The 20,609-nt window shown below is 64.4% G+C and carries 27 protein-coding genes; 16 read left to right on the top strand and 11 right to left on the bottom strand.

Annotation, left to right across the window (positions count from 1 at the left end; genetic code table 11):
* Positions 1–22: 22 nt before the first annotated feature.
* The 13 genes from hisB (at position 23) to pal (ending at position 8,175) form a co-directional block, all read left to right on the top strand.
* Positions 23–616 (top strand): imidazoleglycerol-phosphate dehydratase HisB, encoded by a 594-nt coding sequence (gene hisB / locus ED21_RS07105; protein ID WP_006833183.1) that lies wholly within the window; start codon positions 23–25, stop codon positions 614–616.
* On the top strand, positions 609–1,235 hold the full coding sequence (hisH, locus tag ED21_RS07110) for an imidazole glycerol phosphate synthase subunit HisH (RefSeq protein ID WP_006833184.1): 627 nt from the start codon (positions 609–611) through the stop codon (positions 1,233–1,235). The genes hisB and hisH overlap by 8 nt, the downstream gene beginning before the upstream one ends.
* Complete coding sequence (gene hisA, locus ED21_RS07115; protein WP_034921876.1) at positions 1,232–1,957, top strand: 1-(5-phosphoribosyl)-5-[(5-phosphoribosylamino)methylideneamino]imidazole-4-carboxamide isomerase; 726 nt, start codon at positions 1,232–1,234, stop codon at positions 1,955–1,957. The genes hisH and hisA overlap by 4 nt, the downstream gene beginning before the upstream one ends.
* On the top strand, positions 1,957–2,187 hold the full coding sequence (locus ED21_RS07120) for a hypothetical protein (protein WP_006833186.1): 231 nt from the start codon (positions 1,957–1,959) through the stop codon (positions 2,185–2,187). Before hisA ends, ED21_RS07120 begins: the two co-directional genes overlap by 1 nt.
* Entirely contained in the window at positions 2,184–2,957 is a 774-nt protein-coding gene (gene hisF / locus ED21_RS07125) for an imidazole glycerol phosphate synthase subunit HisF (RefSeq protein WP_006833187.1), read from the top strand. Before ED21_RS07120 ends, hisF begins: the two co-directional genes overlap by 4 nt.
* Before the next feature lie 19 nt (positions 2,958–2,976).
* Entirely contained in the window at positions 2,977–3,291 is a 315-nt protein-coding gene (locus ED21_RS07130) for a phosphoribosyl-ATP diphosphatase (protein ID WP_006833188.1), read from the top strand.
* Positions 3,291–3,665, top strand: coding sequence for a histidine triad nucleotide-binding protein (locus ED21_RS07135; RefSeq protein WP_006833189.1), 375 nt, complete (start codon positions 3,291–3,293; stop codon positions 3,663–3,665). The genes ED21_RS07130 and ED21_RS07135 overlap by 1 nt, the downstream gene beginning before the upstream one ends.
* A gap of 100 nt (positions 3,666–3,765) precedes the next feature.
* Positions 3,766–4,218 carry a YbgC/FadM family acyl-CoA thioesterase gene (locus tag ED21_RS07140; RefSeq protein WP_006833190.1) on the top strand — a complete coding sequence of 151 codons (453 nt, stop codon included), beginning with the start codon at positions 3,766–3,768 and terminating at the stop codon, positions 4,216–4,218.
* Positions 4,218–4,916 carry a protein TolQ gene (tolQ, locus tag ED21_RS07145; RefSeq protein WP_006833191.1) on the top strand — a complete coding sequence of 233 codons (699 nt, stop codon included), beginning with the start codon at positions 4,218–4,220 and terminating at the stop codon, positions 4,914–4,916. The genes ED21_RS07140 and tolQ overlap by 1 nt, the downstream gene beginning before the upstream one ends.
* A 1-nt stretch (position 4,917) precedes the next feature.
* Entirely contained in the window at positions 4,918–5,397 is a 480-nt protein-coding gene (locus ED21_RS07150; RefSeq protein ID WP_006833192.1) for a biopolymer transporter ExbD, read from the top strand.
* 9 nt (positions 5,398–5,406) lie between these two features.
* The gene (locus tag ED21_RS07155) at positions 5,407–6,201 is read left to right on the top strand and encodes a hypothetical protein (protein WP_006833193.1); all 795 of its coding nucleotides are present in this window, start codon (positions 5,407–5,409) and stop codon (positions 6,199–6,201) included.
* Positions 6,198–7,580 (top strand): Tol-Pal system beta propeller repeat protein TolB, encoded by a 1,383-nt coding sequence (gene tolB, locus ED21_RS07160; protein WP_006833194.1) that lies wholly within the window; start codon positions 6,198–6,200, stop codon positions 7,578–7,580. The genes ED21_RS07155 and tolB overlap by 4 nt, the downstream gene beginning before the upstream one ends.
* Positions 7,581–7,659: 79 nt before the next feature.
* Positions 7,660–8,175: a peptidoglycan-associated lipoprotein Pal gene (gene pal, locus ED21_RS07165; RefSeq protein WP_034921748.1), complete on the top strand. Its 516-nt coding sequence runs from the start codon at positions 7,660–7,662 to the stop codon at positions 8,173–8,175.
* Positions 8,176–8,250: 75 nt separating this feature from the next.
* On the opposite strand, the gene ED21_RS15360 is transcribed toward pal, so the two are convergent.
* Positions 8,251–8,397 (bottom strand): hypothetical protein, encoded by a 147-nt coding sequence (locus ED21_RS15360; RefSeq protein WP_006833196.1) that lies wholly within the window; start codon positions 8,395–8,397, stop codon positions 8,251–8,253.
* A 149-nt stretch (positions 8,398–8,546) separates the two neighbouring features.
* Here ED21_RS15360 and ED21_RS07170 point away from each other — a divergent pair, with 149 nt between their 5' ends.
* A complete protein-coding gene (locus tag ED21_RS07170) occupies positions 8,547–9,080 on the top strand; it encodes a J domain-containing protein (protein WP_006833197.1) in 534 nt (177 codons plus the stop codon).
* 88 nt (positions 9,081–9,168) lie between these two features.
* Positions 9,169–9,444, top strand: a complete 276-nt coding sequence (locus ED21_RS07175) for a PilZ domain-containing protein (protein WP_006833198.1) — start codon at positions 9,169–9,171, stop codon at positions 9,442–9,444.
* A 5-nt stretch (positions 9,445–9,449) separates the two neighbouring features.
* On the opposite strand, the gene ED21_RS07180 is transcribed toward ED21_RS07175, so the two are convergent.
* The 7 genes from ED21_RS07180 to pdeM form a co-directional block, all read right to left on the bottom strand.
* On the bottom strand, positions 9,450–10,232 hold the full coding sequence (locus ED21_RS07180) for an SDR family NAD(P)-dependent oxidoreductase (RefSeq protein WP_006833199.1): 783 nt from the start codon (positions 10,230–10,232) through the stop codon (positions 9,450–9,452).
* Between the two features lie 10 nt (positions 10,233–10,242).
* Positions 10,243–10,941 carry a RimK family alpha-L-glutamate ligase gene (locus ED21_RS07185; RefSeq protein WP_006833200.1) on the bottom strand — a complete coding sequence of 233 codons (699 nt, stop codon included), beginning with the start codon at positions 10,939–10,941 and terminating at the stop codon, positions 10,243–10,245.
* A gap of 182 nt (positions 10,942–11,123) precedes the next feature.
* Entirely contained in the window at positions 11,124–12,437 is a 1,314-nt protein-coding gene (locus tag ED21_RS07190) for a cystathionine gamma-synthase family protein (RefSeq protein WP_006833201.1), read from the bottom strand.
* 314 nt (positions 12,438–12,751) lie between these two features.
* Positions 12,752–14,182, bottom strand: a complete 1,431-nt coding sequence (locus ED21_RS07195) for a DASS family sodium-coupled anion symporter (protein ID WP_006833202.1) — start codon at positions 14,180–14,182, stop codon at positions 12,752–12,754.
* Between the two features lie 99 nt (positions 14,183–14,281).
* Positions 14,282–15,454, bottom strand: a complete 1,173-nt coding sequence (locus ED21_RS07200) for a DUF547 domain-containing protein (RefSeq protein ID WP_083800394.1) — start codon at positions 15,452–15,454, stop codon at positions 14,282–14,284.
* Positions 15,455–15,675: 221 nt separating this feature from the next.
* On the bottom strand, positions 15,676–16,194 hold the full coding sequence (infC, locus tag ED21_RS07205; protein ID WP_083800395.1) for a translation initiation factor IF-3: 519 nt from the start codon (positions 16,192–16,194) through the stop codon (positions 15,676–15,678).
* A gap of 135 nt (positions 16,195–16,329) precedes the next feature.
* A complete protein-coding gene (pdeM, locus tag ED21_RS07210; RefSeq protein WP_006833205.1) occupies positions 16,330–17,034 on the bottom strand; it encodes a ligase-associated DNA damage response endonuclease PdeM in 705 nt (234 codons plus the stop codon).
* Positions 17,035–17,158: 124 nt separating this feature from the next.
* Between pdeM and hemF the strand changes: the two genes are divergently transcribed.
* Positions 17,159–18,016 (top strand): oxygen-dependent coproporphyrinogen oxidase, encoded by an 858-nt coding sequence (hemF, locus tag ED21_RS07215; RefSeq protein ID WP_006833206.1) that lies wholly within the window; start codon positions 17,159–17,161, stop codon positions 18,014–18,016.
* 13 nt (positions 18,017–18,029) lie between these two features.
* Here hemF and ED21_RS15055 read toward each other — a convergent pair whose 3' ends face one another.
* The 3 genes from ED21_RS15055 to ED21_RS07225 are packed head-to-tail and all read right to left on the bottom strand — an operon-like array spanning position 18,030 to position 20,583.
* Complete coding sequence (locus tag ED21_RS15055; RefSeq protein ID WP_006833207.1) at positions 18,030–18,146, bottom strand: DUF2474 domain-containing protein; 117 nt, start codon at positions 18,144–18,146, stop codon at positions 18,030–18,032.
* Positions 18,146–19,141, bottom strand: coding sequence for a cytochrome d ubiquinol oxidase subunit II (gene cydB / locus ED21_RS07220; RefSeq protein WP_006833208.1), 996 nt, complete (start codon positions 19,139–19,141; stop codon positions 18,146–18,148). The genes ED21_RS15055 and cydB overlap by 1 nt, the downstream gene beginning before the upstream one ends.
* Positions 19,141–20,583 (bottom strand): cytochrome ubiquinol oxidase subunit I, encoded by a 1,443-nt coding sequence (locus ED21_RS07225; protein ID WP_006833209.1) that lies wholly within the window; start codon positions 20,581–20,583, stop codon positions 19,141–19,143. The genes cydB and ED21_RS07225 overlap by 1 nt, the downstream gene beginning before the upstream one ends.
* Positions 20,584–20,609: the final 26 nt, after the last annotated feature.

Genomic DNA, 20,609 nt, shown 5'->3' on the forward strand with positions numbered 1-20,609 from the left:
AGCGCCCCTATAGGCAGGCACCATGCGTAGAGGCCGTATCGAAAGAAACACCGCGGAAACCAAGATCCTGGTCGAGGTCAATCTCGACGGGAGCGGAAGCTATGACGTCCAAACCGGCATCGGTTTCGTCGACCACATGGTCGAACAGTTTTCCAAGCATTCGCTGATTGACGTGACGATGAAGGTTGACGGCGATCTCCATGTCGATCAGCACCACACGACCGAAGACAGCGCCTTGGCGCTGGGCCAGGCGATTTCGCAGGCGCTCGGCGACAAGGGCGGCATCGCGCGCTACGGCAGCGCCTACTCGCCGATGGACGAGACGCTGTCGCGCGTCGCGCTCGATATTTCGGGGCGGCCCTATTTCATCTGGAAAGCCGGTTTCACGCAGGAAAAGCTGGGTGAATGGGACACCGAGCTGATCGAGCACTGGTTCCATTCGGTGGGCCAGACCTGCGGGCTGACGCTGCACATGGAACTGCTCTACGGAACCAACAACCATCACATTTGCGAAAGCCTCTACAAGGGCTTCGCCCGCGCCATGCGCGCAGCGGTGGAGATCGATCCGCGCAAGGGCGGCGCGATCCCCAGCACGAAGGGGCAGCTGGGTGGCTGAGGTTGTCGCTCTCGTCGATTATGGCGCGGGCAATCTTCACTCCGTCGAAAACGCGCTGAAGCGGGTCGGGGCGAAGGTGAAGGTCACCGCCGATCCCAACGTGCTGCGCGCGGCCGATCGGATCGTTTTGCCCGGTGTCGGCAGCTTCGGAGCCTGCGCGGCGGGCCTGCGCGCCGAGAAGGGCGTTATCGAGGCGATGCGCGAGCGCGTGTTCATGGGCGGCGCGCCGTTCCTTGGCATCTGCGTCGGAATGCAATTGCTCGCCACGCGCGGTCTGGAGCATGGCGAGACGCCCGGGCTCGACTGGATCGAGGGCGAGGTGCGGCTGATCGAGCCGACCGATACATCGGTGAAAGTCCCGCACATGGGCTGGAACGACGTCGCGCTGACCCCGCACGCACGCGACCATGAATTGCTCGATACGGGGGAAGCCTATTTCCTCCATTCCTATCACTTCGATGCGAAGAGCGGGAAAGACGTGCTCGCCATGACCGACCATGGCGGCGGGCTGGTGGCCGCGATCGGCCGCGACAATATCCTCGGGGTGCAGTTCCACCCCGAAAAGAGCCAGAGCTACGGCCTCGGCATTCTCGAACGTTTCCTGGAGTGGCGGCCATGATCGTCTTTCCCGCCATCGACCTGAAAGCCGGCCGGGTCGTGCGCCTCGCCGAGGGCGATATGGACCGCGCCACCGTCTATGGCGACAACCCCACAGAGCAGGCGACCCTCTTCGCCCAAGACGGGGCAGGGCATCTGCACGTGGTCGATCTCGACGGAAGCTTCGCCGGATCGGCGCAGAACCGCGAGGCGGTGGAGCAAATCGTCGCGGCCTTCCCGGGGCATGTGCAGCTTGGCGGGGGCATCCGCACACGCGTGGATGTCGAGGGCTGGTTCGACGCGGGGGTCTCGCGCGTGGTGATGGGCTCGGCGGCCTTGAAGGACCCCGAATTCGTGAAGGACATGGCGCGAGAATTCGAAGGCGGCGTGGTCGTCGCGGTGGACGCGAAGGACGGCATGGTCGCGACCGAGGGCTGGGCGGAAGTGTCCGACGTCCCCGTGGTCGACCTCGCTCGCCGGTTCGAGGATGCGGGCGTCGCCGCGTTGCTCTTCACCGACATCGGGCGCGACGGGCTCTTGAAGGGTGTGAACCTCGACGCGACGGTGGACCTTGCCCGGCAGGTCGACATTCCCGTGATCGCCAGCGGCGGTGTGAAGGGGATTGACGACATCCACGTCCTCTCGCTCTATGCGAAAGACGGCATCGAAGGCGTGATTACGGGCCGCGCGCTCTATGACGGGCGGCTGGATTTGGCAGCGGCTCTGGCCATGGCGGCGCGGTGATGGTCATCTTCACCCTTCTTGCCTTTGCAATTGTCATTTCCATGGTGGTCGGACAATTCCGGATTGCCAAAGAAGCACTTCAGGAACGCAAAGCCGGAATTGGAAGGTTCACCTACTCGATTGATGAGGCGCCACTCTCGTTTTGGGGGGTGCTGATCTTGGAATGGGTCGGATTGATTATTGTGTTCGCATACCTGCTGGCGCTTATCGTCGGAGTGCTTTTCCCATGACCGTCCGTATCCGTGTCATTCCCTGCCTAGACGTGCGCGACGGGCGCGTGGTGAAGGGCGTGAACTTCGTCGACCTCAAGGATGCCGGCGATCCGGTCGAGCAGGCGCAGGCCTATGACCGCGCTGGCGCCGACGAGCTGTGCTTCCTCGACATCTCTGCCAGCCACGAAGGGCGCGGGACGCTGCTCGACATGGTGCGACGCACGGCAGCAGTGTGCTTCATGCCGCTCACCGTCGGCGGCGGGGTGCGCAGCGTCGAGGATGCGCGCGCGCTGCTGCTGGCAGGCGCAGACAAGGTGGCGGTCAATTCCGCTGCCGTCTCGCGGCCGGAACTGGTGCGCGAGATTGCCGAGAAATTCGGCAGCCAATGTGTCGTCGCGAGCGTGGATGCGCGCGCGCGGACCGAGGGCGAGGGGTTTCGTGGCTGGGAGATCTACACCCATGGCGGCCGCAAGCCGACCGGGATCGACGCGGTCGAACACGCGCAGCGCCTTGCCGAACTCGGCGCGGGCGAGCTGCTCGTCACCTCGATGGATGGCGACGGGACGAAGCAGGGCTACGACCTCGAACTGACCCGCGCGATTGCCGACAGCGTCTCGGTGCCCGTCATCGCCAGCGGCGGCGTCGGCACGCTCGACCATCTCGTCGAAGGGGTGACGCAGGGCCATGCCAGCGCCGTGCTGGCCGCCTCGATCTTCCATTTCGGCCAGCATTCGATCGGCGAGGCGCACCGCGCGCTGCGCGCCGCAGGCTTGCCCGCGCGCGGCTGAAGGCCCAAGGAGAAGCCCGATGGACACGCTGACCCGCCTCGAAAAGACGATCGACCAGCGCCGCAAGGCCGACCCCGGTCAGAGCTATGTCGCGCATCTCAACCATCGCGGCCTGCCGGTAATGGTGCGCAAGTTCGGCGAGGAAGCGGTCGAAACCTGCGTTGCCGCTCTGTCCGGCTCTCGCGAGGAGCTGATTGCCGAAGCCGCCGACAGCATCTTCCACCTCATGGTATTGCTCGCGGCCAAGGGCGTGAGCCTCGACGAAGTCATGTATGAACTTGACCGGCGCGAAGGCGTGTCGGGCCACCAGGAAAAGGCCAGCAGGAGCGAGTAATGCCGATCGACCCCACGCAGCCTTACGATGACGACAATATCTTCGCGAAGATCCTGCGCGGCGAGATCCCCTCGAACAAGGTTTACGAAGACGAGTGGGCCTACGCTTTCGAGGATATCAACCCTCAGGCCGAAGTGCACACGCTGGTGATCCCCAAGGGGCGCTACGTCAGTTGGGACGATTTCAGCGCCAAGGCTTCCGTTGAGGAGATCGCGGGCTTCGTGCGCGCCGTGGGCGCGATCGCGCGCGGCAAGGGGCTTGTCGAGCCCGGCTACCGGATGATGGCCAATGTGGGCATGCATGGCGGACAGGAAATTCCGCATCTGCACGTCCATCTTTTCGGCGGGCAGCCGCTCGGCCCGATGATCGCATGATAATTTCGTCGCGCTAGCCTCTCGTTTCACCGCCGTTCATATAGAAGAACCGATTGGCGGCTTTGCAGCGAATCCCCGCTGCGCTAGAGCGCCTCGCTGAATGACCCGGCCCAATTCCCCCGATGGCGTACTTGACGGCGACACGCATCTCTACGCGGTGCGCGCCTATTACGAAGACACCGATCTTTCGGGAATCGTCTATCATGCCAATTACTTGCGCTGGTTCGAGCGCGCGCGGTCGGACCTGTTGCGCCGGCTCGATATCGACCAGCGCGCGGCAATCGAGGCGGGCGAGGGGGCCTACGCCTTGTCCGAGGTCAATTTGAAGTACCTGCGCCCCGCAAAACTCGACGACGACATCCTGATCGAGACGCGCTGCACCGAACTGAAGTCCGCCTCCTGCCGGATGCACCAGAAGGCTTTCCGGGGCGAAGAATTGCTTGCCGAGGCACATTTGCGCGTCGGTTTCGTTTCACCCAACGGCCGGCCCATCCGCCAGCCGGAAGAATGGCGCGCGGCCTTCGCGCGCTTCGTCAATCCGAGCGGAGAGTGATGAACCACCTGTCCCTTATTGCTGTTGGCGCCCCGACGCGCCTCGATCCGGTCCAGCTTTTCCTCGACGCCGATATCGTCGTCCAGGCGGTCATGGCGGGTCTTATTCTTGCCAGTATCTGGGTATGGGCGATCATCGTGTCTTTCAGCCTGCGCATGAACAAGCTGAAGAGTGTCCAGCGCAATTACGAAACCGAGTTCTGGCAGGCCGATCAGTTCGACCGCTTCATGGCGGAACGGGGCAATCGCGACATCCCTTCTGCCCGTGTGGCGCAGGCCGGCGTGGCCGAATGGCGCCGCTCGACCAAGGGCGAAGTGCGGGATCGTGAGGCCCTGCGCGGACGGATCGCCACCGCGATGGACAGCCAGATTGCGCAAGAGGCCGACGATGTGGCCGAGCGCCTGAACTTCCTTGCCACGGTCGGCGCGGTCGCGCCCTTCGTCGGCCTTTTCGGCACGGTCTGGGGCATCATGAACAGCTTCTTCCAGATCGGCGCGCAGGAAAGCTCCTCGCTTGCGGTTGTCGCGCCGGGCATCTCCGAGGCGCTGTTCGCCACCGCCATCGGCCTGTTCGCCGCCATCCCGGCGGTGATCGCCTACAACCGCTTCAGCCATACGGTCGAACGCTTCGAGAGCCGTCTGCACCGCTTCGCCGACAAGCTGCACGCCAGCTTCAGCCGCCAGCTGGAGCAGCGCTGAGATGGGCATGGCGCTCGCCTCTGGCAAAGGCACGCGCCGCCGTCGCGGGCGCGGCGGCCGGCGGCCCATGGCCGAAATCAACGTCACGCCTTTCGTCGACGTTATGCTGGTGCTGCTGATCATTTTCATGGTCACCGCGCCGCTGCTGACCGCAGGCGTGCCGATCCAGTTGCCCGACAGCCGCGCCAACGCGCTGCCGCAGGAACAGCAGCAGGTGTCGATCAGCATCGACAGCGAAGGTTTCGTCTATATCGACGATACGCAGGTCGCTGTTGGCGGACTGCCGCAGGCGCTCGAAGGCATCCCCCGCACCGGCGAAGGTCCGGACATCACCCTGCGCGCCGACCGCAGCCTCGACTACGGGCGCGTGATGGCGGTGATGGGCGAACTCAACCGCGCCGGCCTCAACCGCATTTCGCTAGTGACGAACGGAGGCCAGTCGAGCCCACCGGTCAACACCGGTTCAGCATCCGAGGAATAGCCGGAGACAATGGAGAGGACAGGCATCAGGGCAGAGGAGCGCACGGGACTGATCGTCGCCGTGGCACTGCACCTTGCGCTTCTTGCCGCCCTCGTCATCCAGGCCCTGTTCGAAGCGCCGGCCGTGCCCCCGGTCGAGCGTATGACGGTCAGCCTTGCCGAAGACGTCGGCCTTGAGGCGACCGCGCCCGATCCGGTCCCCGAAAGCCGCGCCGCCATCGCGCCGAACCTTTCGGATGCGCCTGCCCCCGCACCCGAAATCCTCGAAGCGCCGAGCGAACCGGTGGTCCAACGCCCGACACCGCGGGTGCAGTCGCCCGTTCCCTCGCCTGCGCGGACCAGCACGCCGCGCCGCGAAACGCCGCGCGAGACGACCCGCCCCAAGCCGAGCGAGCGCGGTGGCGGTTCGCGCATCGGCAGCGATTTCCTTGCTGGCGGCGGCGACAGCACGACAACCAACGAGACGCGCGCGCCGGCATCCAAGATCGGGGCGAGCACCAAGGCCTCGCTGTTCCAGGCGGTCGGCCGCCAACTTCGCCCGCACTGGCGCCCGGTGGACGGTGCGGATCGCGAGCTGCTCGTCTCGCAGGTTCGCTTCCGTCTGAATCCCGACGGCAGCCTTGCCGGCGCCCCCCAATTGCGCGGGCAGCGCGGCATCACCGATGCCAATCGCGCCCAGGCATCCCGCCACGCGGAAAACGCAATCCGCGCGGTCCAACTCGCAGCCCCTTTCGACCTGCCCGAAGAATATTACGAGGCGTGGAAGGTGGTCACGGTAGATTTCGACTGGAAGCTATCCCAATGAAGAAATTGATTTTTACGACCCTCGCCCTCATCGCCAGCCCGCTGGCGGCGCAGAACCAGGATCTCGGCGAGCCGATCGCGGAAGGCCAGGACGTCGAGACCATCGAAGAGGAAGAAGGCCTGTCGGGCTCCGTCAGCTTCGAGGGCAATCTCGACGATCTCGGCATCGCCATTCCCGCCTTCGCGACCGACCGCAATGTCGCTACCCCGGCGAACGCCAGCGGCACCGAGGCGCTGGGTCTCGAAATGGCGCGGGTGATCACCGCGAACCTGCGCAACAACGGGTTGTTCAAGCCGGCCGGTCCGGATTCGCTGCCCCGTCCCGAATTCGCCAATATCACCTCGCCCGTCTGGGGCACCTGGAGCGTGCGCGGGGCGGAAATGCTGGTCCACGGCTATGTTCGCGCGCGCAGCGACGACCGGCTGACGGTCGGCTGCTATCTCTACGACATGGCGCTGCAGCAGCGGCTCGTGGCGGAAGGCTGGGTGGTTTCGCCCGCCGACTGGCGCCGCGCAGCGCACAAGTGCTCGGACCTCATCTACTCGCGCCTCACCGGCGAAAGCCCGTTCTTCGACAGCCGCATCGCCTACATTGCCGAAACCGGCCCCAAGGATAACCGCGTCAAGCGCCTCGCCATCATGGACAGCGACGGCGCGAACCATCGCTTCATCACCACGGGCCGCTCGACTGCGCTCACCCCGCGCTATTCGCCCGATTACAAGCGGCTGGTTTATCTCAGCTATGTCGACGGCAATCCGCGCATTTACGTCTACGACATCGGCACCGGCAGTCAGACGCTGGTCACGCAGAGCGATAACCCGACCTTCGCCCCGCGCTGGAGCCCCGATGGCCGCTGGATACTCTATTCGATGGCGGTGGGCGGCAATACCGACATCTACCGCGTCTCGGCGCAAGGTGGCCGTAGCGAGCGATTGACCGACACGCCCGGCATCGACATCGGCGGCTCTTATTCGCCCGATGGCCGCCGGATCGTGTTCGAAAGCGACCGTTCGGGCGCGCAGCAGTGCTACGTGATGGATGCCGACGGTTCCAACCAGCGCCGCATCAGCTTCGGCGGGTCGCGCTGCGCGACGCCCGAATGGAGTCCGCGCGGCGACCAGATCGCCTTTACCAACGCCAGCAGCTTCAACATTTCGGTCATGAGCCCATCGGGCGGGAATGTCCGCACGCTGACGCGCGGTTGGCAGGACGAGGCGCCTACCTGGGCGCCGAACGGGCGCATCATCCAGTTCTTCCGCACCGAGCGGAACAGCGGCAAGACCTCGCTTTGGCAGGTGGACCTCACCGGCGAGAACGAACGCAGCCTGCCCACGCCGGTCGATGCCTCCGATCCGGCTTGGGGACCGATCCTGCCGTAAGATCATTCCTTTATCCATGGGGACGGATAAAAACCGGGGGCCAAAAGAGTTCCACCGCTGTTTAAAAGGGGACAGCACTATGAATAACCGTATTGCCACCACTGTGATGCTTACTTCAGCGCTCGCGCTGGCGGCCTGCCAGAAGAAGGCACCTGAAGAAATCCCGCCGCCGCCAATCGAAACACCGACCCCGGCACCGGCACCGACGACACCCGCCGGCCCCTCGGTCGGCAGCATGGAGCACTTCATGCAGGCCGTGGGCCAAGCGAACACGGTCGTCTATTTCGACACCGATCGTTACAACATCGATGCCGAGGATAGCGCCAAGCTACAGACGCAGGCGCAATACTTCAGCCAGTATCCGAATGTGAACTTCACCATCGAAGGCCATGCCGACGAGCGCGGTACGCGCGAATACAACCTCGCGCTGGGTGAGCGCCGTGCCAATGCGGCGAAGAACTACCTCGTGTCGCTGGGCATTCCGGCCAGCCGCATCCGGACCATCAGCTACGGGAAGGAACGTCCGGTGGCTCTCGGCTCGAACGAGGCGGCCTGGGCGCAGAACCGCCGCGCGGCGACCGTGACGATCAACTGATTGCTCACCGCAATCCGACCAAGAAAAAGCCCCGGTTTGCGCCGGGGCTTTTTCATGTCGCCTGTCGCCGCAAGATCAGCGCGCCGCGTCGAACCCGGCGAAGGGCACCTGCGCCGCGTGGTGCGCGCCGGAAGCCTCGATATTGCCGAAGGTTGCCGCCAGCGCGAGGGCAGCCATGCTCAGCACGGCGAGAGTGGCGGAGAGGGTCAATTGCTTGCTCATGGCTAGGCCTCTAGTCCCGAAATTCCTAAGGTTTCGTTGCATTGCAGCATTTCACATTGCAACTGGTTCCCACAGCCTTGCGAACTGCGCCAGCATCCCTAGATTGACCGCCATGCCCGCTCGACAAACGACATACCTGGCGCACGCCCGTGCCTAAGGCGCGCCGCTCCAACGATTGGGGGTTTCCGCGCTGGCGTGGCTATGACGAGAGCCGCGAGGCGGCGACCGTGCGCCTGTGCGATCGCCACGGCTGCGAGGAAAAGGGCGATTGCCCCGCGCCCAAATCGCCCAACAGCCCCGAGCGCTGGTATTTTTGTCAGAAGCACGCCGCGGAGTACAATTCCAAGTGGGACTATTTCGAAGGTCTCGACAAGGCGGAGAAGGCGGCACGCGCCAAGTCGGAGCAGGCCGAGAACGCCGGCTATGCCGAGGCACAGCATTATGGCTGGGGCGGGTCGGGCGACGGATCGCGCAGCGCCGACGAGATGCGCGCGCTGGAGGTGCTCGAACTGGATGCCGATGCCGATTTCGCCGCGGTGAAGAAGGCCTGGCGGGTCAAGGCCAAGGCGGTGCACCCGGATGTGAAGCCCGGCGACAAGGAGGCCGCCGACCTCTTCCAGAAATACCAGCTCGCCTACGAGGTGCTGAAAGCGGCCGATGAAAGGCGCGAGTGGAAGGGCTGAGCGCAATCCGTCCGCATGTATGAAACCGACATTAACCCTTTCTTCGTCGATCCCCTGCTAAACAGCAACCCGCGACCAAGGGCTAGACATGCAGACCAGAACCACCAACCGTCAGGGCAGCGATATCGTGCTCAATTGCCGCGCGCCGGTCCAGCCTGCGCAGGCTATCCTCTGCGATATTTCCGAAACCGGCTGCCGCATCGAGCTGTTCGATGGCCATGTGGACAAGGGCGCCACGATCTTCTTCGAGATCGACGAGCGAAACGAAATCGCCGGACAGATTGTGTGGGTGCGGGGCAACGAGGCGGGCGTGAAATTCATGCACAAGCTTGGCGGCGCGGTCCGTCGCGCGCTCGAACTCTAGGACAATCAGGTCGCGATCTTCGGATCGGGATTGTCGTTCCACCAAGGCACATCGCTGAACGGGCGCACATCCACTTCGTGGGTCCAGCAATTGCGCGGCTGGTGCGCGAGGTGCCAATAGGTTTCCGCCAGGGCCGCCGGATCGATGACCCCGTCCTCGCCCTTCATCGCCTTGTAGTCATCGAACCGGTCACCGAGCAGCTTGCCCAGCGTATCGGGCGCGTCGACCGAGCCGTCGACCACGACATGCGCCACGTGGACGCCCTGCGGCGCGAATTCCGCGTTGAGCGTCTGGCACAGCATCCGCCGCCCGCCCATCGCTGCTGCGTGGCCGTGCTGTCCCGCGTTTCCCCGCACCGCCGCGGTGGCGGACGTGACGAGGATGGTACCAGACCCCCGCGCCACCATGTGCGGGGTCAGGGCATGGGCCAGCCGGAAGAGGCCGAAACAGCCCAGCCGCCAGCCCAGCTCGAAGGTGCGGTGCGGCGTATTTGCCAGTCCGCGGGTCCCGATCTGCGCGCCGAGGTTGTAGAGCACCATTTCGATCGGGCCGATATCGCGTTCGGTCCGCTCGACCAGATCCTCGATCGTACCGTCGGCAGCCGCGTCGAGCAGCGTTCCCGATGCCGTGCCCCCGGCCTCTTCGATCGCGCCAACAAGGCGATGCAAACCCTGTTCGTCCGAGCGGCGGGCGAGCACGGCGTGATAGCCGCCTTGCGCAAAGCGCGCCGCAGTCTGCCCTCCTATGCCGGCACCCGCGCCGATTACCAGGAACACCTTCTGCGTCATACGCGCCTCCTCAAATGCGCGACAGGATAGCCTTTGCGAGGCGTTTGCCCAGCCTTGGACCCTGTTCGGGATAGAGGTAAGGCTCGATCGCCTCGGCCTCCATCACCGCCAGTTCGCCCGAAGGCAGGCGCGCCATGTCAATGCGGCAATAGAGCAAATCGTCGAAGGGCAGGGCCGCCACCACGGCCTCTGCCTGCGCGAGGTCTTGGGGCGAGGGCGTATAGTCGAACTCGCTGCCGCCATAGAGCGACTGGATCCGGTATTCGCCTTCGGCCGCGCGTTTGAGAACGCCGTGGCTGAAAGCGCCATCGATGAAGACGAAGGTGTATTCGCCTTCCTCCATCACGCTCGGTAGGAAAGGCTGGATCATGCAGGGTTGCCCCATGCGCCAGCCGGTTTCGGGCAACGCGTCACGGGCAAAGCTGTGCTGGCCGAGCCCGCCGGCACCGACCTGCCGTTTGACTACGACGCGGTCCCTTTCGAAGGCATCGAGCGCGATGGCCACATCGCTACGGGTCGCGTCGTCGAACCACAGTGTCGGGATCGTCGGGAGACCGTGGTCGGCCAGCGACTTGAGATAGCGCTTGTCCCCATTCCAGCGGACGACTTCGGGCGGATTGCAGACCGAAATGCCTGCTTCGCTCAAGGCTTCCAGCTTTGCGAGGAATTCGGGCAGGTGGTCCTGGTAGTCCCATGCGGTCCCCAGCAAGACCAGCCCAAGCCCGTCGAAGGCTTCAAACGGCGCGCGCCAGTCGATCTCGACCAGCTCCAGCCCCGCCGCTTCGAAGGCCGGACGCAGCGCGCCGACCTCGATGTCGTGCTCGAACGCGTCTCCCCGGCGCGGTCCTTCGCCGGGGAGCGTGTCCTTGCAAGCCAGAAAGCCTATGCGGTTCAGACCGCCTCCAGCGCCTGCTCGAAGTCGGCGATGAGGTCGTCCGCGTCTTCAATGCCGATCGAGATGCGCACGAGATTGTCCGAAATGCCCAGTTCCGCGCGGCGACCTTCGGCGACCGAGAGGTGGGTCATCGAGGCGGGGTGGCTGGCAAGCGTCTCGGTCCCGCCGAGGCTGACGGCCAGCTTGGCGATCTTCAGCGCGTCGAGGAAGCGGAAGCACTCCGCCTCGCCGCCCTTCAGCAGCAGCGAGAAGGTGGAGCCGGCGCCGAGGCAGTGACGGTCGTAGATGTCCTGCTGGCGTGCGTCCTTGATCATGCCGAGATAGCCGAGGCCTTCGACCTTCGGGTGCTTGGCAAGGAAGTCGCAGACCTTGGTCGCGTTCTCGCCCGCGCGCTGCATGCGCAGTTCGACGGTTTCGAGGCTGCGGCAGAGCATCCACGCCGTGTTCGGATCGCAGATACCGCCCATGGTGTTGCGCAGCATGCGGATGGCGTCGATGAAGCGCTTCTTGCCCGAGACGCTGCCCGCCACGAGGTCCGAGTGGCCGCCGACATACTTGGTCAGCGAGTAGACCACGAGGTCCGCGCCATGGTCGAGCGGGCGCTGCCACAGGGGGCCGAGGAAGGTGTTGTCGATCGCGATCGAGCACTTGTCGGGATCGAAGTGGGCGTCGCGCGCGGCCTTGACCGCTTCGATATCGACCAGCGCGTTGGTCGGGTTGCCCGGGCTTTCGAGGTAGATCATCGGCACTTCGCCGCCCTTCTCCTCGGCCAGGGCCTTGGCCTTCACCATGACCTCGTCCAGCTGTTCGCGCGTTGCGCCGGCGGGGAAGTCGATAAAGCTCACACCGTATTTCGCCATGGTCTTGGCGATGAAGCCTTCCGAAGCGGCGTAGAGCGGACCGGAATGGACGATCACGTCACCCGCCTTGCAGGCCGCCAGCAGCAGCACGGCAATCGCGGTCATGCCGCTGGAGAAGGAGAGCGCTTCTTCCGCGCCGTCCCACACGGCGAGGCGATCTTCGAGGATCTCCTGGTTTGGCGCGTTGAAGCGCGAATAGACGAGGCCGTCCGCGCCGCCCGGACGCTTGCCGGTGATGCCTTCGAAGTGGCGCTTGCCGTCGGCGGCGCTGGGGAAAGCGAAGGTCGAGGTGAGGAAGATCGGGGCCTTGAGGCTGCCTTCCGAAAGGGTGGGGTCGAAGCCGTGACCCATCATCAGCGTGCTGGGTTTCAGCGGACGGCCGTTGATCTTGGTCACTTCGCGCTTGGGGGCCATGCGCGGGCTGGTGGGGTCGACGTCGGTATCGCTCATGAGGAGAGCATCCTTCCTGCAAGTCCGCTCCCAGGAAGGCGGGAGCCAGTTGTTCCGCGCCCGGGGCACCCGTTCCTAACCTCCGCAGGAACGCCTCTCCACCGGCTCGCTGTTTGCAAGCGCTCCATATGTTGGACGCGAGTTGGTTTCAACTGCGACGATCCCCACAGGATGGAGCGCATGGAGCACGGTCCTGGAGAAAGAAACCCATCGGTTCGATGCGGACGCGGATCGGGGCGAAGAGCGAGGAGGGCGGGCGTGTCCATGGCGCCCTCAGTAGCGCGGAAGGGCAGAGGTAGGAAAATGCAGCGCGTCTAGACCAGCGCGCCCATGCCCCAGACCACCAAGACGATCAGGAAGATGCCCACAAGGTCGAGTAGCAGCCCGGCCTTCACCATGCGCTCGATCCGGATGCGGCCTGTCGCCCAGGCGATGGCGTTGGGGCCAGTGCCGGCGGGCAGCATGAAGCCCCAGCTGGCAGCGAGCGCGGCGGGCATGGCCAGCAGCACGGGATCGACGCCCAGCGCCACAACCAACGCGGCGACCACCGGGATGATGGCGCTGGCGGTCGCGACATTGCTCGCGAACTCGGTGATGAGCACCACCATCGCCACCACGGCCAGCGCAACGAGGAACAGCGGCCATGCCTCCAGCGGCAGCAGCGCGTTGCCGAGCCACTCGGCCAGCCCGCTCGCGCCCATTCCCGCCGCCAGCGCCAGCCCGCCGCCGAACATCATGATCACGCCCCAGGGCGCGCGGTCGGCTTCCTTCCACACCAGCAGCGGGCGACCCGTGCCGTCGGGTAGCAGGAACAGCGTAAGGCTGGCGAGGATCGCGATGGTCCCGTCCGTCCACGATCCTTCGGGGAGATAGGGCGCCACCAGCAGGCGCGTCATCCAGGCGAGGAAAGTGACGCCGACGACGAGTATGAGGCGGCGCTCGGGCGTGCCCATCGGCCTCTCGTCGACAATCGCAGCGCGCGCGGCCTCGACATCGAAGGGGTGCGCCGCGACGCGCTGGACCCGTGCGATGAGGAAGGCGGCGAGCGGCACGCCGACAATCACGATGGGCAGGCCGTAAAGCGTCCATTCGGCAAAACTGATCTTTGTCCCGATCATCGTGTCGAGCAGGCCGACCGCAATCGCGTTGGTGGGCGAACCGACCAGCGTGCCGAGCCCGCCGATGCTGGCGGCAAAGGCAATGCCCATGGGCAGGGCTCCGGCGAGGCCCTCTGTCCGGCCTACCGCCGCGCTGCTTGAGACCGGGGTCATTTCTCCGCCCGCCAGCACCGCCAGCGCCATCGGCATCATGATGAGCGCGGTCGAAGTGTTGGAGATCAGCATCGACAGGATCGCGGCGGCAATCATGAAGGCGAGCAGCAGCCCCGTCTGCCCGCCGCGCCCGTGTAGCGCGTTGAGGATCGCCAGCGCGAGCCGCTTGTGCAGGCCGGTGCGCTCGATGGCGAGCGCGATGAAAGCCCCGCCGAGAAGCAGGAAAAGGATCGGCGAATAATAGGCGCTCGCCGTGGCCCTCGCGTCCATCACCCCCGCGAAGGGCAGCACGAGGAAGGGCATGAGCGCGGTCGCCGTCAGCGGCAGGGCCTCGGTCATCCACCAGGCGGCCATCAGCACGACCAGCCCGGCAACGATCAGCGCCTCGCGGTTCATTCCTGCAGGCGTGGGCGCGATGATGGAAAGCGCAAGCGCGATTGCGCCCGTCACCAGTCCGATGCGTTTTGCGACCATCGCCGCTTTCCTCCCGTTACCGAGGAAGGGCTAACAGCCTGCGCCTGCCCGGCCAACCTTGGCGACGCGCCGGGCCGGGGAAAGCGCTCGGTCTACCGGTTAATCCTCGGCAGCGGCAGCGGCAGCGTCCGCTTCGATTTCCTTGGCGCGTTCGGACGAGGTCGGCGGCAATACGATCACACGACCCCGCAGCAAACCTTCCCGACGCAGCTTTTCATATTTCTCATACCGTTCATTCAGCAGACGCGCGACTGACGGCGATAACCGTGTTCGCTGCGCAAGTCCGTCCTGTTCGATATAGCTGTAGGAAGGTTCGCGTTCCCCTGCAGCCAGGTCTGCAACCGTTTCCTCGTATTGATTGAACTTTATTGCCGCCTTGCGTGCGACGAGATCCCTGACTTCCTCATCGGCATTGCGGTTCAGATGGGAACGGAAGTCGTCACCCATATCGGGGAAAAAGAAGGGCGCCGCCTCCTCATAGATTGCGGATACAAGAAGAGTGTCGCCGAATGCCTCTACTCCGCGTAGGGAATTCACGAATTCTTTCGCGGATTGTCCAAGCACTTCGCTAACGTTCTGCCCGGTATAGGCGCGGCGCTGGATGGAGGGACCACCAACCTCGCCGCGGAAGAAACCGTAGATGACATCGGGATCATCCCAGTTGGGAAAGACTATTTTGGTGCGGATGTCCTTCGGGCTCATCGCTACTCCGCCCACCGTTATGAACGGCGTTTCGTCGAGCGGCGTCTTGCCAGCGCCAAGCTTCATCCGGGAAGGCGACTGGATAGGATAATTGACGGCGATCTGTTCTATCACTGCGACATTGTGCAGGTTGATCCAGAACGCGAGTTGTTCGCTCTTGGGCAACGAGGCAATGTTCAGATCGCTGCCAAGCCGCTCGAGATCCTGACGATATTCGGTCAGCGGTGCGATCGCCTCTTCGTCCAGATAAGAAAAGACAACGCGGTTTCCTTCAAGGCGTACGCGCGATTCATGGCCATAGACGCGGCGTGTACCCAAACCGGGTGCTGGTTTGGTCATTCCCTGACGGGTCGAAGGGCCCATGCGCAAGACCATGTACTGAAGAGCGTCGTCAAGGAACGTGTAGTCGATCTTCGTGGTGTCGTTCGACGGGGCGGGGACGAACTTCTTGAAGTCGGAAGCACTGACGACAGAGGTTGCCGGGGCTTGGGCGCCATCCTGCGCCTGCAGGGGCGCGGTCGAAGACAGCAGGCCGACCGCTGCTGTGTAAACCAATGTGCGAGTTAGCATCCTGAAAAAAAACCCCTGACCGCTCTGGCGCTGCCAAACAAACAGGCCTGCGTTTGAAGATTTGCAAATGTTACAGCGGCTTCGATAGAGGGGCAATGTGTCCCGACGATGAACTTCGGTCGTTCGTCGACCGGCACGACGCGAAAATGTCGTTCGTCGGGATGGACAGGCAAGAAAAAAGGCGGCTTGGAGGCCGCCTTTTTCGTCGGTTGGTAGGCCGGTTATTTCGGCGCGAGCACCATCACCATCTGGCGGCCTTCGAGGCGCGGGAAGCTTTCGACCTTGGCGATCTCTTCCACATCATCGCGCACGCGGTTGAGCAGGTCCATGCCCAATTGCTGGTGCGCCATTTCGCGGCCGCGAAAGCGCAGCGTGCACTTCACCTTGTCGCCGTTTTCGATGAACTTGTTCACGTTACGCATTTTCACGTCGTAATCGTGATCGTCGATGTTCGGGCGCATCTTGACCTCTTTGATGTCCTGGGTCTTCTGCGTCTTGCGCGCGAGGTTCGCCTTCTTCTGCGCCTCGTAGCGATATTTGCCGACATCGAGGAACTTGCACACCGGTGGGTCCGCATTGGGGGACACTTCGACGAGGTTGAGGCCCAGTTCGTTGGCCTGCTCGGTCGCTTCGCGGGTGTACATCACCCCCAGGTTCTCGCCTTCGTGATCGATCACGCGGACCTTGGGGACATTGATCATGTTATCGTAGCGCGGGCCGCTTTTCACGGGCATTTGCATGCTGCGCCGGGGTGGACGGGCTATGGGGTATTCTCCTTTTTGTACCTCTTGGGAATGCGCCCATGTAGGCGCTGTTTCGCAGATTCGGAAGGGGGAAGGGGTTAACGCGCGCGGTTTTTCGCGGCTGCGTTGCCTTCAGGCTGCTTTCGACCACAGGTTGAAACGCGCCAGCTTGCCCTTGGCGGGGACGACCGCGTCGATCCGGTCGGCCGGTTGCAACGCCTTGAGGATGGCCGGATCGGCGGCGTTCATGCCGCCGGTATAGGCCCCGAAAGCGGGCAGGATCATGCGGCCCGAAGGCTTGCCGTCCGCGCCTTCGTTCGCGCTGACCACGGCGCAGGGGCGGCGGATATGACGGCGATGGACGGTCAGCTGGATACGCGGGTGGTAATGGCCGGAAAGCTCGGGCCGGGTCTCGCCCTTTTTCGCGCGGTGGCGCAGGATAGTGCCGCCGATCTCGATTTCCTCGACCAGAGTGCCGCCGCAGCGCGCTTCCATATCGGGATCGTGGTTGCCGGTGATCCACACCCAGTCGACCGCCTTGGTCAGCGCCTCCAGCATGCCGCAGGCGTGGGGTTCCAGCCGGGTCGAGCCCTGCGAATCGTGGAAATTGTCGCCCAGCGTGATCACGCGGCACGCGCCGGTCTCGCGGATGGCCAGCGCCACGCGCTCCAGCGTTTCGCGGCTATCGTAAGGCGGTATCATCTGCCCGTGCCCTGCGAAGAAGCTGCCCTTTTCCAGGTGCAGGTCGGCGACCAGCAGCGCGCGCTCGCGCGGCCAGTATAGCGCACGGCCTTCGGTCAGGACGAACTCCTGGTTGGCGAACGAAAGGGGAACCATGGCTCGCTATTGCCGCCTTGCCGCCGCGATGGCAAGGCTGCATGCGACGAATTGACCTCAATCAATGCGCCGCCTGCCGGGATCGGCTTTCGGGCGCCGACTAAGCGAGACACGACGAGGGACCATGACCGACTGGACCGAGCAGACCCAAACCGCCCGCACATGGTTCGAGACCCTGCGGGATCGCATCTGCGCCGAATTCGAAAGCATTGAGCGCGAGGCGGGCAGCGAGGCCGCCTTCCAGTACGACAGCTGGAGCCGCGAGGAAGAGGGCAACGCGGATCCCGGCGGCGGCACGCGGGGCCTGATGAAGGGCAAGGTATTCGAGAAGGTCGGCGTGAACGTCTCAACCGTACGCGGCAATTTCGCGCCCGAATTCGCCGCCTCGATCAACGGTGCTTCGCCCGAAAATCCCGGCTTCACTGCCACCGGTATCAGTCTGGTCGCGCATATGGCGAACCCGCATGTCCCGGCGGTCCACATGAACACGCGGTTCCTGACCACACAGGCCGCGTGGTTTGGCGGCGGGGCGGATCTCAACCCACCGCTGCCGTATGAGGAAGACACCGAGGAATTCCACGCCCGCTTCCGCGCCGCCTGCGCCGCGCATAACCCGACCTATTACGACCGCTTCAAGAAGTGGGCGGACGACTATTTCTACATCCCCCATCGCGGCGTCCATCGCGGGGTCGGTGGCATCTTCTACGACCATCTCGAGTGCGACGACGAGGCCGGTTTCGAGCGCAATCTCGCCTTCACGAAGGATGTGGGCGAGGCCTTCCTCGACATCTACCCCAAGCTGGTGCGCCGCCGGATGGAAAGCGAATTCACCGAAGCGGACAAGGCCCAGCAGCTCGAATGGCGCGGCCGCTACGCCGAATTCAACCTCGTCTACGACCGGGGCACGCTGTTCGGCCTCAAGACCGGCGGCAATATCGATGCGATCCTGATGAGCCTGCCGCCCGAAGCGACGTGGAGCTGAGCGCTTAGCTGCTTCAGGCGATCCAGAGCCTGAGCAGCCACGCCACTACGCCCAGCACGGCGACGCTCGCCGCCCAGATGCCCGCCATCCACGCGAGCCGCTGCCACAGCGGGCTTTGCGGCTCTTCCATCAGTGATAGCCCTCGTCACCGACCTTCCCGCGGAAGACCCAGTACGCCCAGGCGGTGTAGGCCAAGATCAGCGGCATGGTGATGGCGACGCCCACCAGCATGAAGACCTGGCTGCGCTCGGGTGCGGCGGCGTCCCAGATGGTGAGACCGGGCGGCACGACGTAGGGCCACATGGTCACGCCTAGGCCCGCCATGCCGAAGAAGAACAGCGCGATCGACAGCCAGAAAGGCTTGGAATTGCGCTCGCGCGTAGTGGCGCGGACCAGCGAGATGGCGATGACCGCCGTGAGGATGGGGACCGGGGCGGCGAAGTAGATTTCCGGCGCCGTCAGCCAGCGTTCGGCGTATTCGGCGTTGAGGAAGACGTTGTAGAGACTGACCGCCCCCATCAACACCAGCGTAGCCGCTGCCGAGCGAACAGCCAGCCTGCGCGCGTGCGCCTGCCCTTCGCCATCGAGCTTCCATACGAGCCATGTACTGCCGAGCAGCGCATATCCCGCCACCACGCCCACACCGCACAGCAACGTGTAAGGGGTGAGCCAGTCGAACCAGCTGCCGGCATAAGCGCGGTCCACCACCTCGATGCCCTGCAGCAAGGCGCCCAGCGTCATCCCCTGCGCCATCGCCGCGACGAACGAGCCGCCGGTGAAGGCCGCGTCCCAGAACCGGCGATGCGCGGGATCGCGCCAGCGGTATTCGAACGCCACGCCGCGAAAGACGAGGCCCAGCAACATGGCGATGATGAGTGGGTAGGTGGCAGGTAAGATGACCGCGTAAGCCAGCGGGAAGGCCGCGAACAAGCCGCCGCCGCCCAGCACCAGCCAGGTTTCGTTTCCGTCCCAGACCGGCGCGATCGAGTTCATCGCACGGTCGCGCTCGCGCCCCGGATCGAAGCTGGGAAAGAGGATGCCGATGCCGAGGTCGAAGCCGTCCATCACCACATAGGCGAAGATCGCGAAGGCGATGATAAAGGCCCAGATCGTGGTGAGGTCCATCACGCGTCCTCCTCCCCTTCAGGCAGGGTTTTCTCATGGCCCGGATTCTGCGTCGGCCCCGGAGTGATGCCGGCGGTACGGATGGGGCCGGTATCGCCGCGCTTCACGCCCCGTTCGCCCATATGCGGGGTGTGGCTCATCAGGCGCAGGATATACCAGACGCCGATGCCGAAGACGGTGAAATAGACGAGGATGAAGGCCAGCAGCGAGGCGGCGACCGCCGGTGCGTCGAGCGGGCTGGCCGCGTCGGCGGTGCGCAGCAGGCCGTAGACCACATAGGGCTGGCGGCCGACCTCGGTTGTGATCCATCCGGCCAGCACAGCGATGAAGCCCGATGGCGCCATTGCCAGCGCTGCGCGATGGAGCCAGCGCCAATCGTAAAGCTGGCCGCGCACGCGTGCGAGCAGGCTCCACATCCCGACGCCGAGCATGGCGAAGCCGATCCCCACCATCACGCGGAAGGACCAGAAAACCATGCCGACGGGCGGCTCCTCGTCATCGGGAATGGTATCCAGCCCGGCGAGCGGTGCGTTCGGATCGTGCTTGAGGATGAGGGAGGAAGCCTTGGGGATCTCGATGGCGTAGCGAACCGTCTTGGCCTCGCTGTCTGGGATGCCGAATAGGATCAGCGGCGCGCCGTCCGGATAACTCTGGTAATGGCCTTCCATCGCCATGACCTTCTGCGGTTGGTGTTCCAGCGTGTTCAGCCCGTGCAAGTCGCCCGCCAAAATCTGCAGCGGCGTGACGATCGCGGCCATCCACATGGCCATCGAGAACATCTTGCGCGCGTGGAGATTGGCACGGTCCTTGAGCAGGTGCCACGCGCCCACGCCGCCGACCACGAAGGCAGTGGTGAGATAGGCGGCCATCACCGTGTGGACGAGGCGGTAGGGAAAGCTGGGGTTGAAGACGATGTCCCACCAACTCGGGCCCGGCAGGAACTGGCCGTTCGCGCCCATTTCGAACCCGGTGGGCGTGTGCATCCAGCTGTTGACCGAGAGAATCCAGAAGGCGGAAACGAAGGTGCCAATGGCGACCATGCAGGTGGCTGCATAGTGCAGTTTCTTGCCCACGCGGTTCATGCCGAACAGCATCACGCCGAGGAAGCCGGCCTCGAGGAAGAAGGCGGTCAGCACCTCGTACGCCATCAGCGGCCCGATCACCGGCCCCGCCACATCGGAGAAGACCGACCAGTTGGTGCCGAACTGGTAGCTCATCACTATGCCGGAGACGACGCCCATGGCAAAAGCGATCGCGAAGATCTTCAGCCAGTATTTGAACAGGTCGAGATAGAGCGGCTTGCCGGTCTTCAGCCACAGCCCCTCCAGCACCGCGAGATAACTCGCCAGGCCGATCGAGAAGGCGGGGAAAAAGAAGTGGAAGCTCACCGTGAAGGCGAACTGGAGCCGGGCGAGAAACAGTGCGTCGAAAGCCTCGAACATGCAGGCTTCCTAATACAGATTTCCCG

It is taken from the genome of Erythrobacter sp. SD-21, from assembly GCF_000181515.1.
In the GTDB taxonomy this organism is placed as follows: domain Bacteria; phylum Pseudomonadota; class Alphaproteobacteria; order Sphingomonadales; family Sphingomonadaceae; genus Qipengyuania.

Bases quoted from the DNA above. Each gene is read 5' to 3' on its own strand.
- hisB (WP_006833183.1), top strand. From the start codon at position 23: ATGCGTAGAGGCCGTATCGAAAGAAACACCGCGGAAACCAAGATCCTG.
- hisA (WP_034921876.1), top strand. From the start codon at position 1,232: ATGATCGTCTTTCCCGCCATCGACCTGAAAGCCGGCCGGGTCGTGCGC.
- ED21_RS07120 (WP_006833186.1), top strand. From the start codon at position 1,957: ATGGTCATCTTCACCCTTCTTGCCTTTGCAATTGTCATTTCCATGGTG.
- hisF (WP_006833187.1), top strand. From the start codon at position 2,184: ATGACCGTCCGTATCCGTGTCATTCCCTGCCTAGACGTGCGCGACGGG.
- ED21_RS07130 (WP_006833188.1), top strand. From the start codon at position 2,977: ATGGACACGCTGACCCGCCTCGAAAAGACGATCGACCAGCGCCGCAAG.
- ED21_RS07135 (WP_006833189.1), top strand. From the start codon at position 3,291: ATGCCGATCGACCCCACGCAGCCTTACGATGACGACAATATCTTCGCG.
- ED21_RS07140 (WP_006833190.1), top strand. From the start codon at position 3,766: ATGACCCGGCCCAATTCCCCCGATGGCGTACTTGACGGCGACACGCAT.
- tolQ (WP_006833191.1), top strand. From the start codon at position 4,218: ATGAACCACCTGTCCCTTATTGCTGTTGGCGCCCCGACGCGCCTCGAT.
- ED21_RS07150 (WP_006833192.1), top strand. From the start codon at position 4,918: ATGGGCATGGCGCTCGCCTCTGGCAAAGGCACGCGCCGCCGTCGCGGG.
- ED21_RS07155 (WP_006833193.1), top strand. From the start codon at position 5,407: ATGGAGAGGACAGGCATCAGGGCAGAGGAGCGCACGGGACTGATCGTC.
- tolB (WP_006833194.1), top strand. From the start codon at position 6,198: ATGAAGAAATTGATTTTTACGACCCTCGCCCTCATCGCCAGCCCGCTG.
- pal (WP_034921748.1), top strand. From the start codon at position 7,660: ATGAATAACCGTATTGCCACCACTGTGATGCTTACTTCAGCGCTCGCG.
- ED21_RS15360 (WP_006833196.1), bottom strand. From the start codon at position 8,397: ATGAGCAAGCAATTGACCCTCTCCGCCACTCTCGCCGTGCTGAGCATG.
- ED21_RS07175 (WP_006833198.1), top strand. From the start codon at position 9,169: ATGCAGACCAGAACCACCAACCGTCAGGGCAGCGATATCGTGCTCAAT.
- ED21_RS07180 (WP_006833199.1), bottom strand. From the start codon at position 10,232: ATGACGCAGAAGGTGTTCCTGGTAATCGGCGCGGGTGCCGGCATAGGA.
- ED21_RS07190 (WP_006833201.1), bottom strand. From the start codon at position 12,437: ATGAGCGATACCGACGTCGACCCCACCAGCCCGCGCATGGCCCCCAAG.
- ED21_RS07195 (WP_006833202.1), bottom strand. From the start codon at position 14,182: ATGGTCGCAAAACGCATCGGACTGGTGACGGGCGCAATCGCGCTTGCG.
- ED21_RS07200 (WP_083800394.1), bottom strand. From the start codon at position 15,454: ATGCTAACTCGCACATTGGTTTACACAGCAGCGGTCGGCCTGCTGTCT.
- infC (WP_083800395.1), bottom strand. From the start codon at position 16,194: ATGCAAATGCCCGTGAAAAGCGGCCCGCGCTACGATAACATGATCAAT.
- pdeM (WP_006833205.1), bottom strand. From the start codon at position 17,034: ATGGTTCCCCTTTCGTTCGCCAACCAGGAGTTCGTCCTGACCGAAGGC.
- hemF (WP_006833206.1), top strand. From the start codon at position 17,159: ATGACCGACTGGACCGAGCAGACCCAAACCGCCCGCACATGGTTCGAG.
- ED21_RS15055 (WP_006833207.1), bottom strand. From the start codon at position 18,146: ATGGAAGAGCCGCAAAGCCCGCTGTGGCAGCGGCTCGCGTGGATGGCG.
- cydB (WP_006833208.1), bottom strand. From the start codon at position 19,141: ATGGACCTCACCACGATCTGGGCCTTTATCATCGCCTTCGCGATCTTC.
- ED21_RS07225 (WP_006833209.1), bottom strand. From the start codon at position 20,583: ATGTTCGAGGCTTTCGACGCACTGTTTCTCGCCCGGCTCCAGTTCGCC.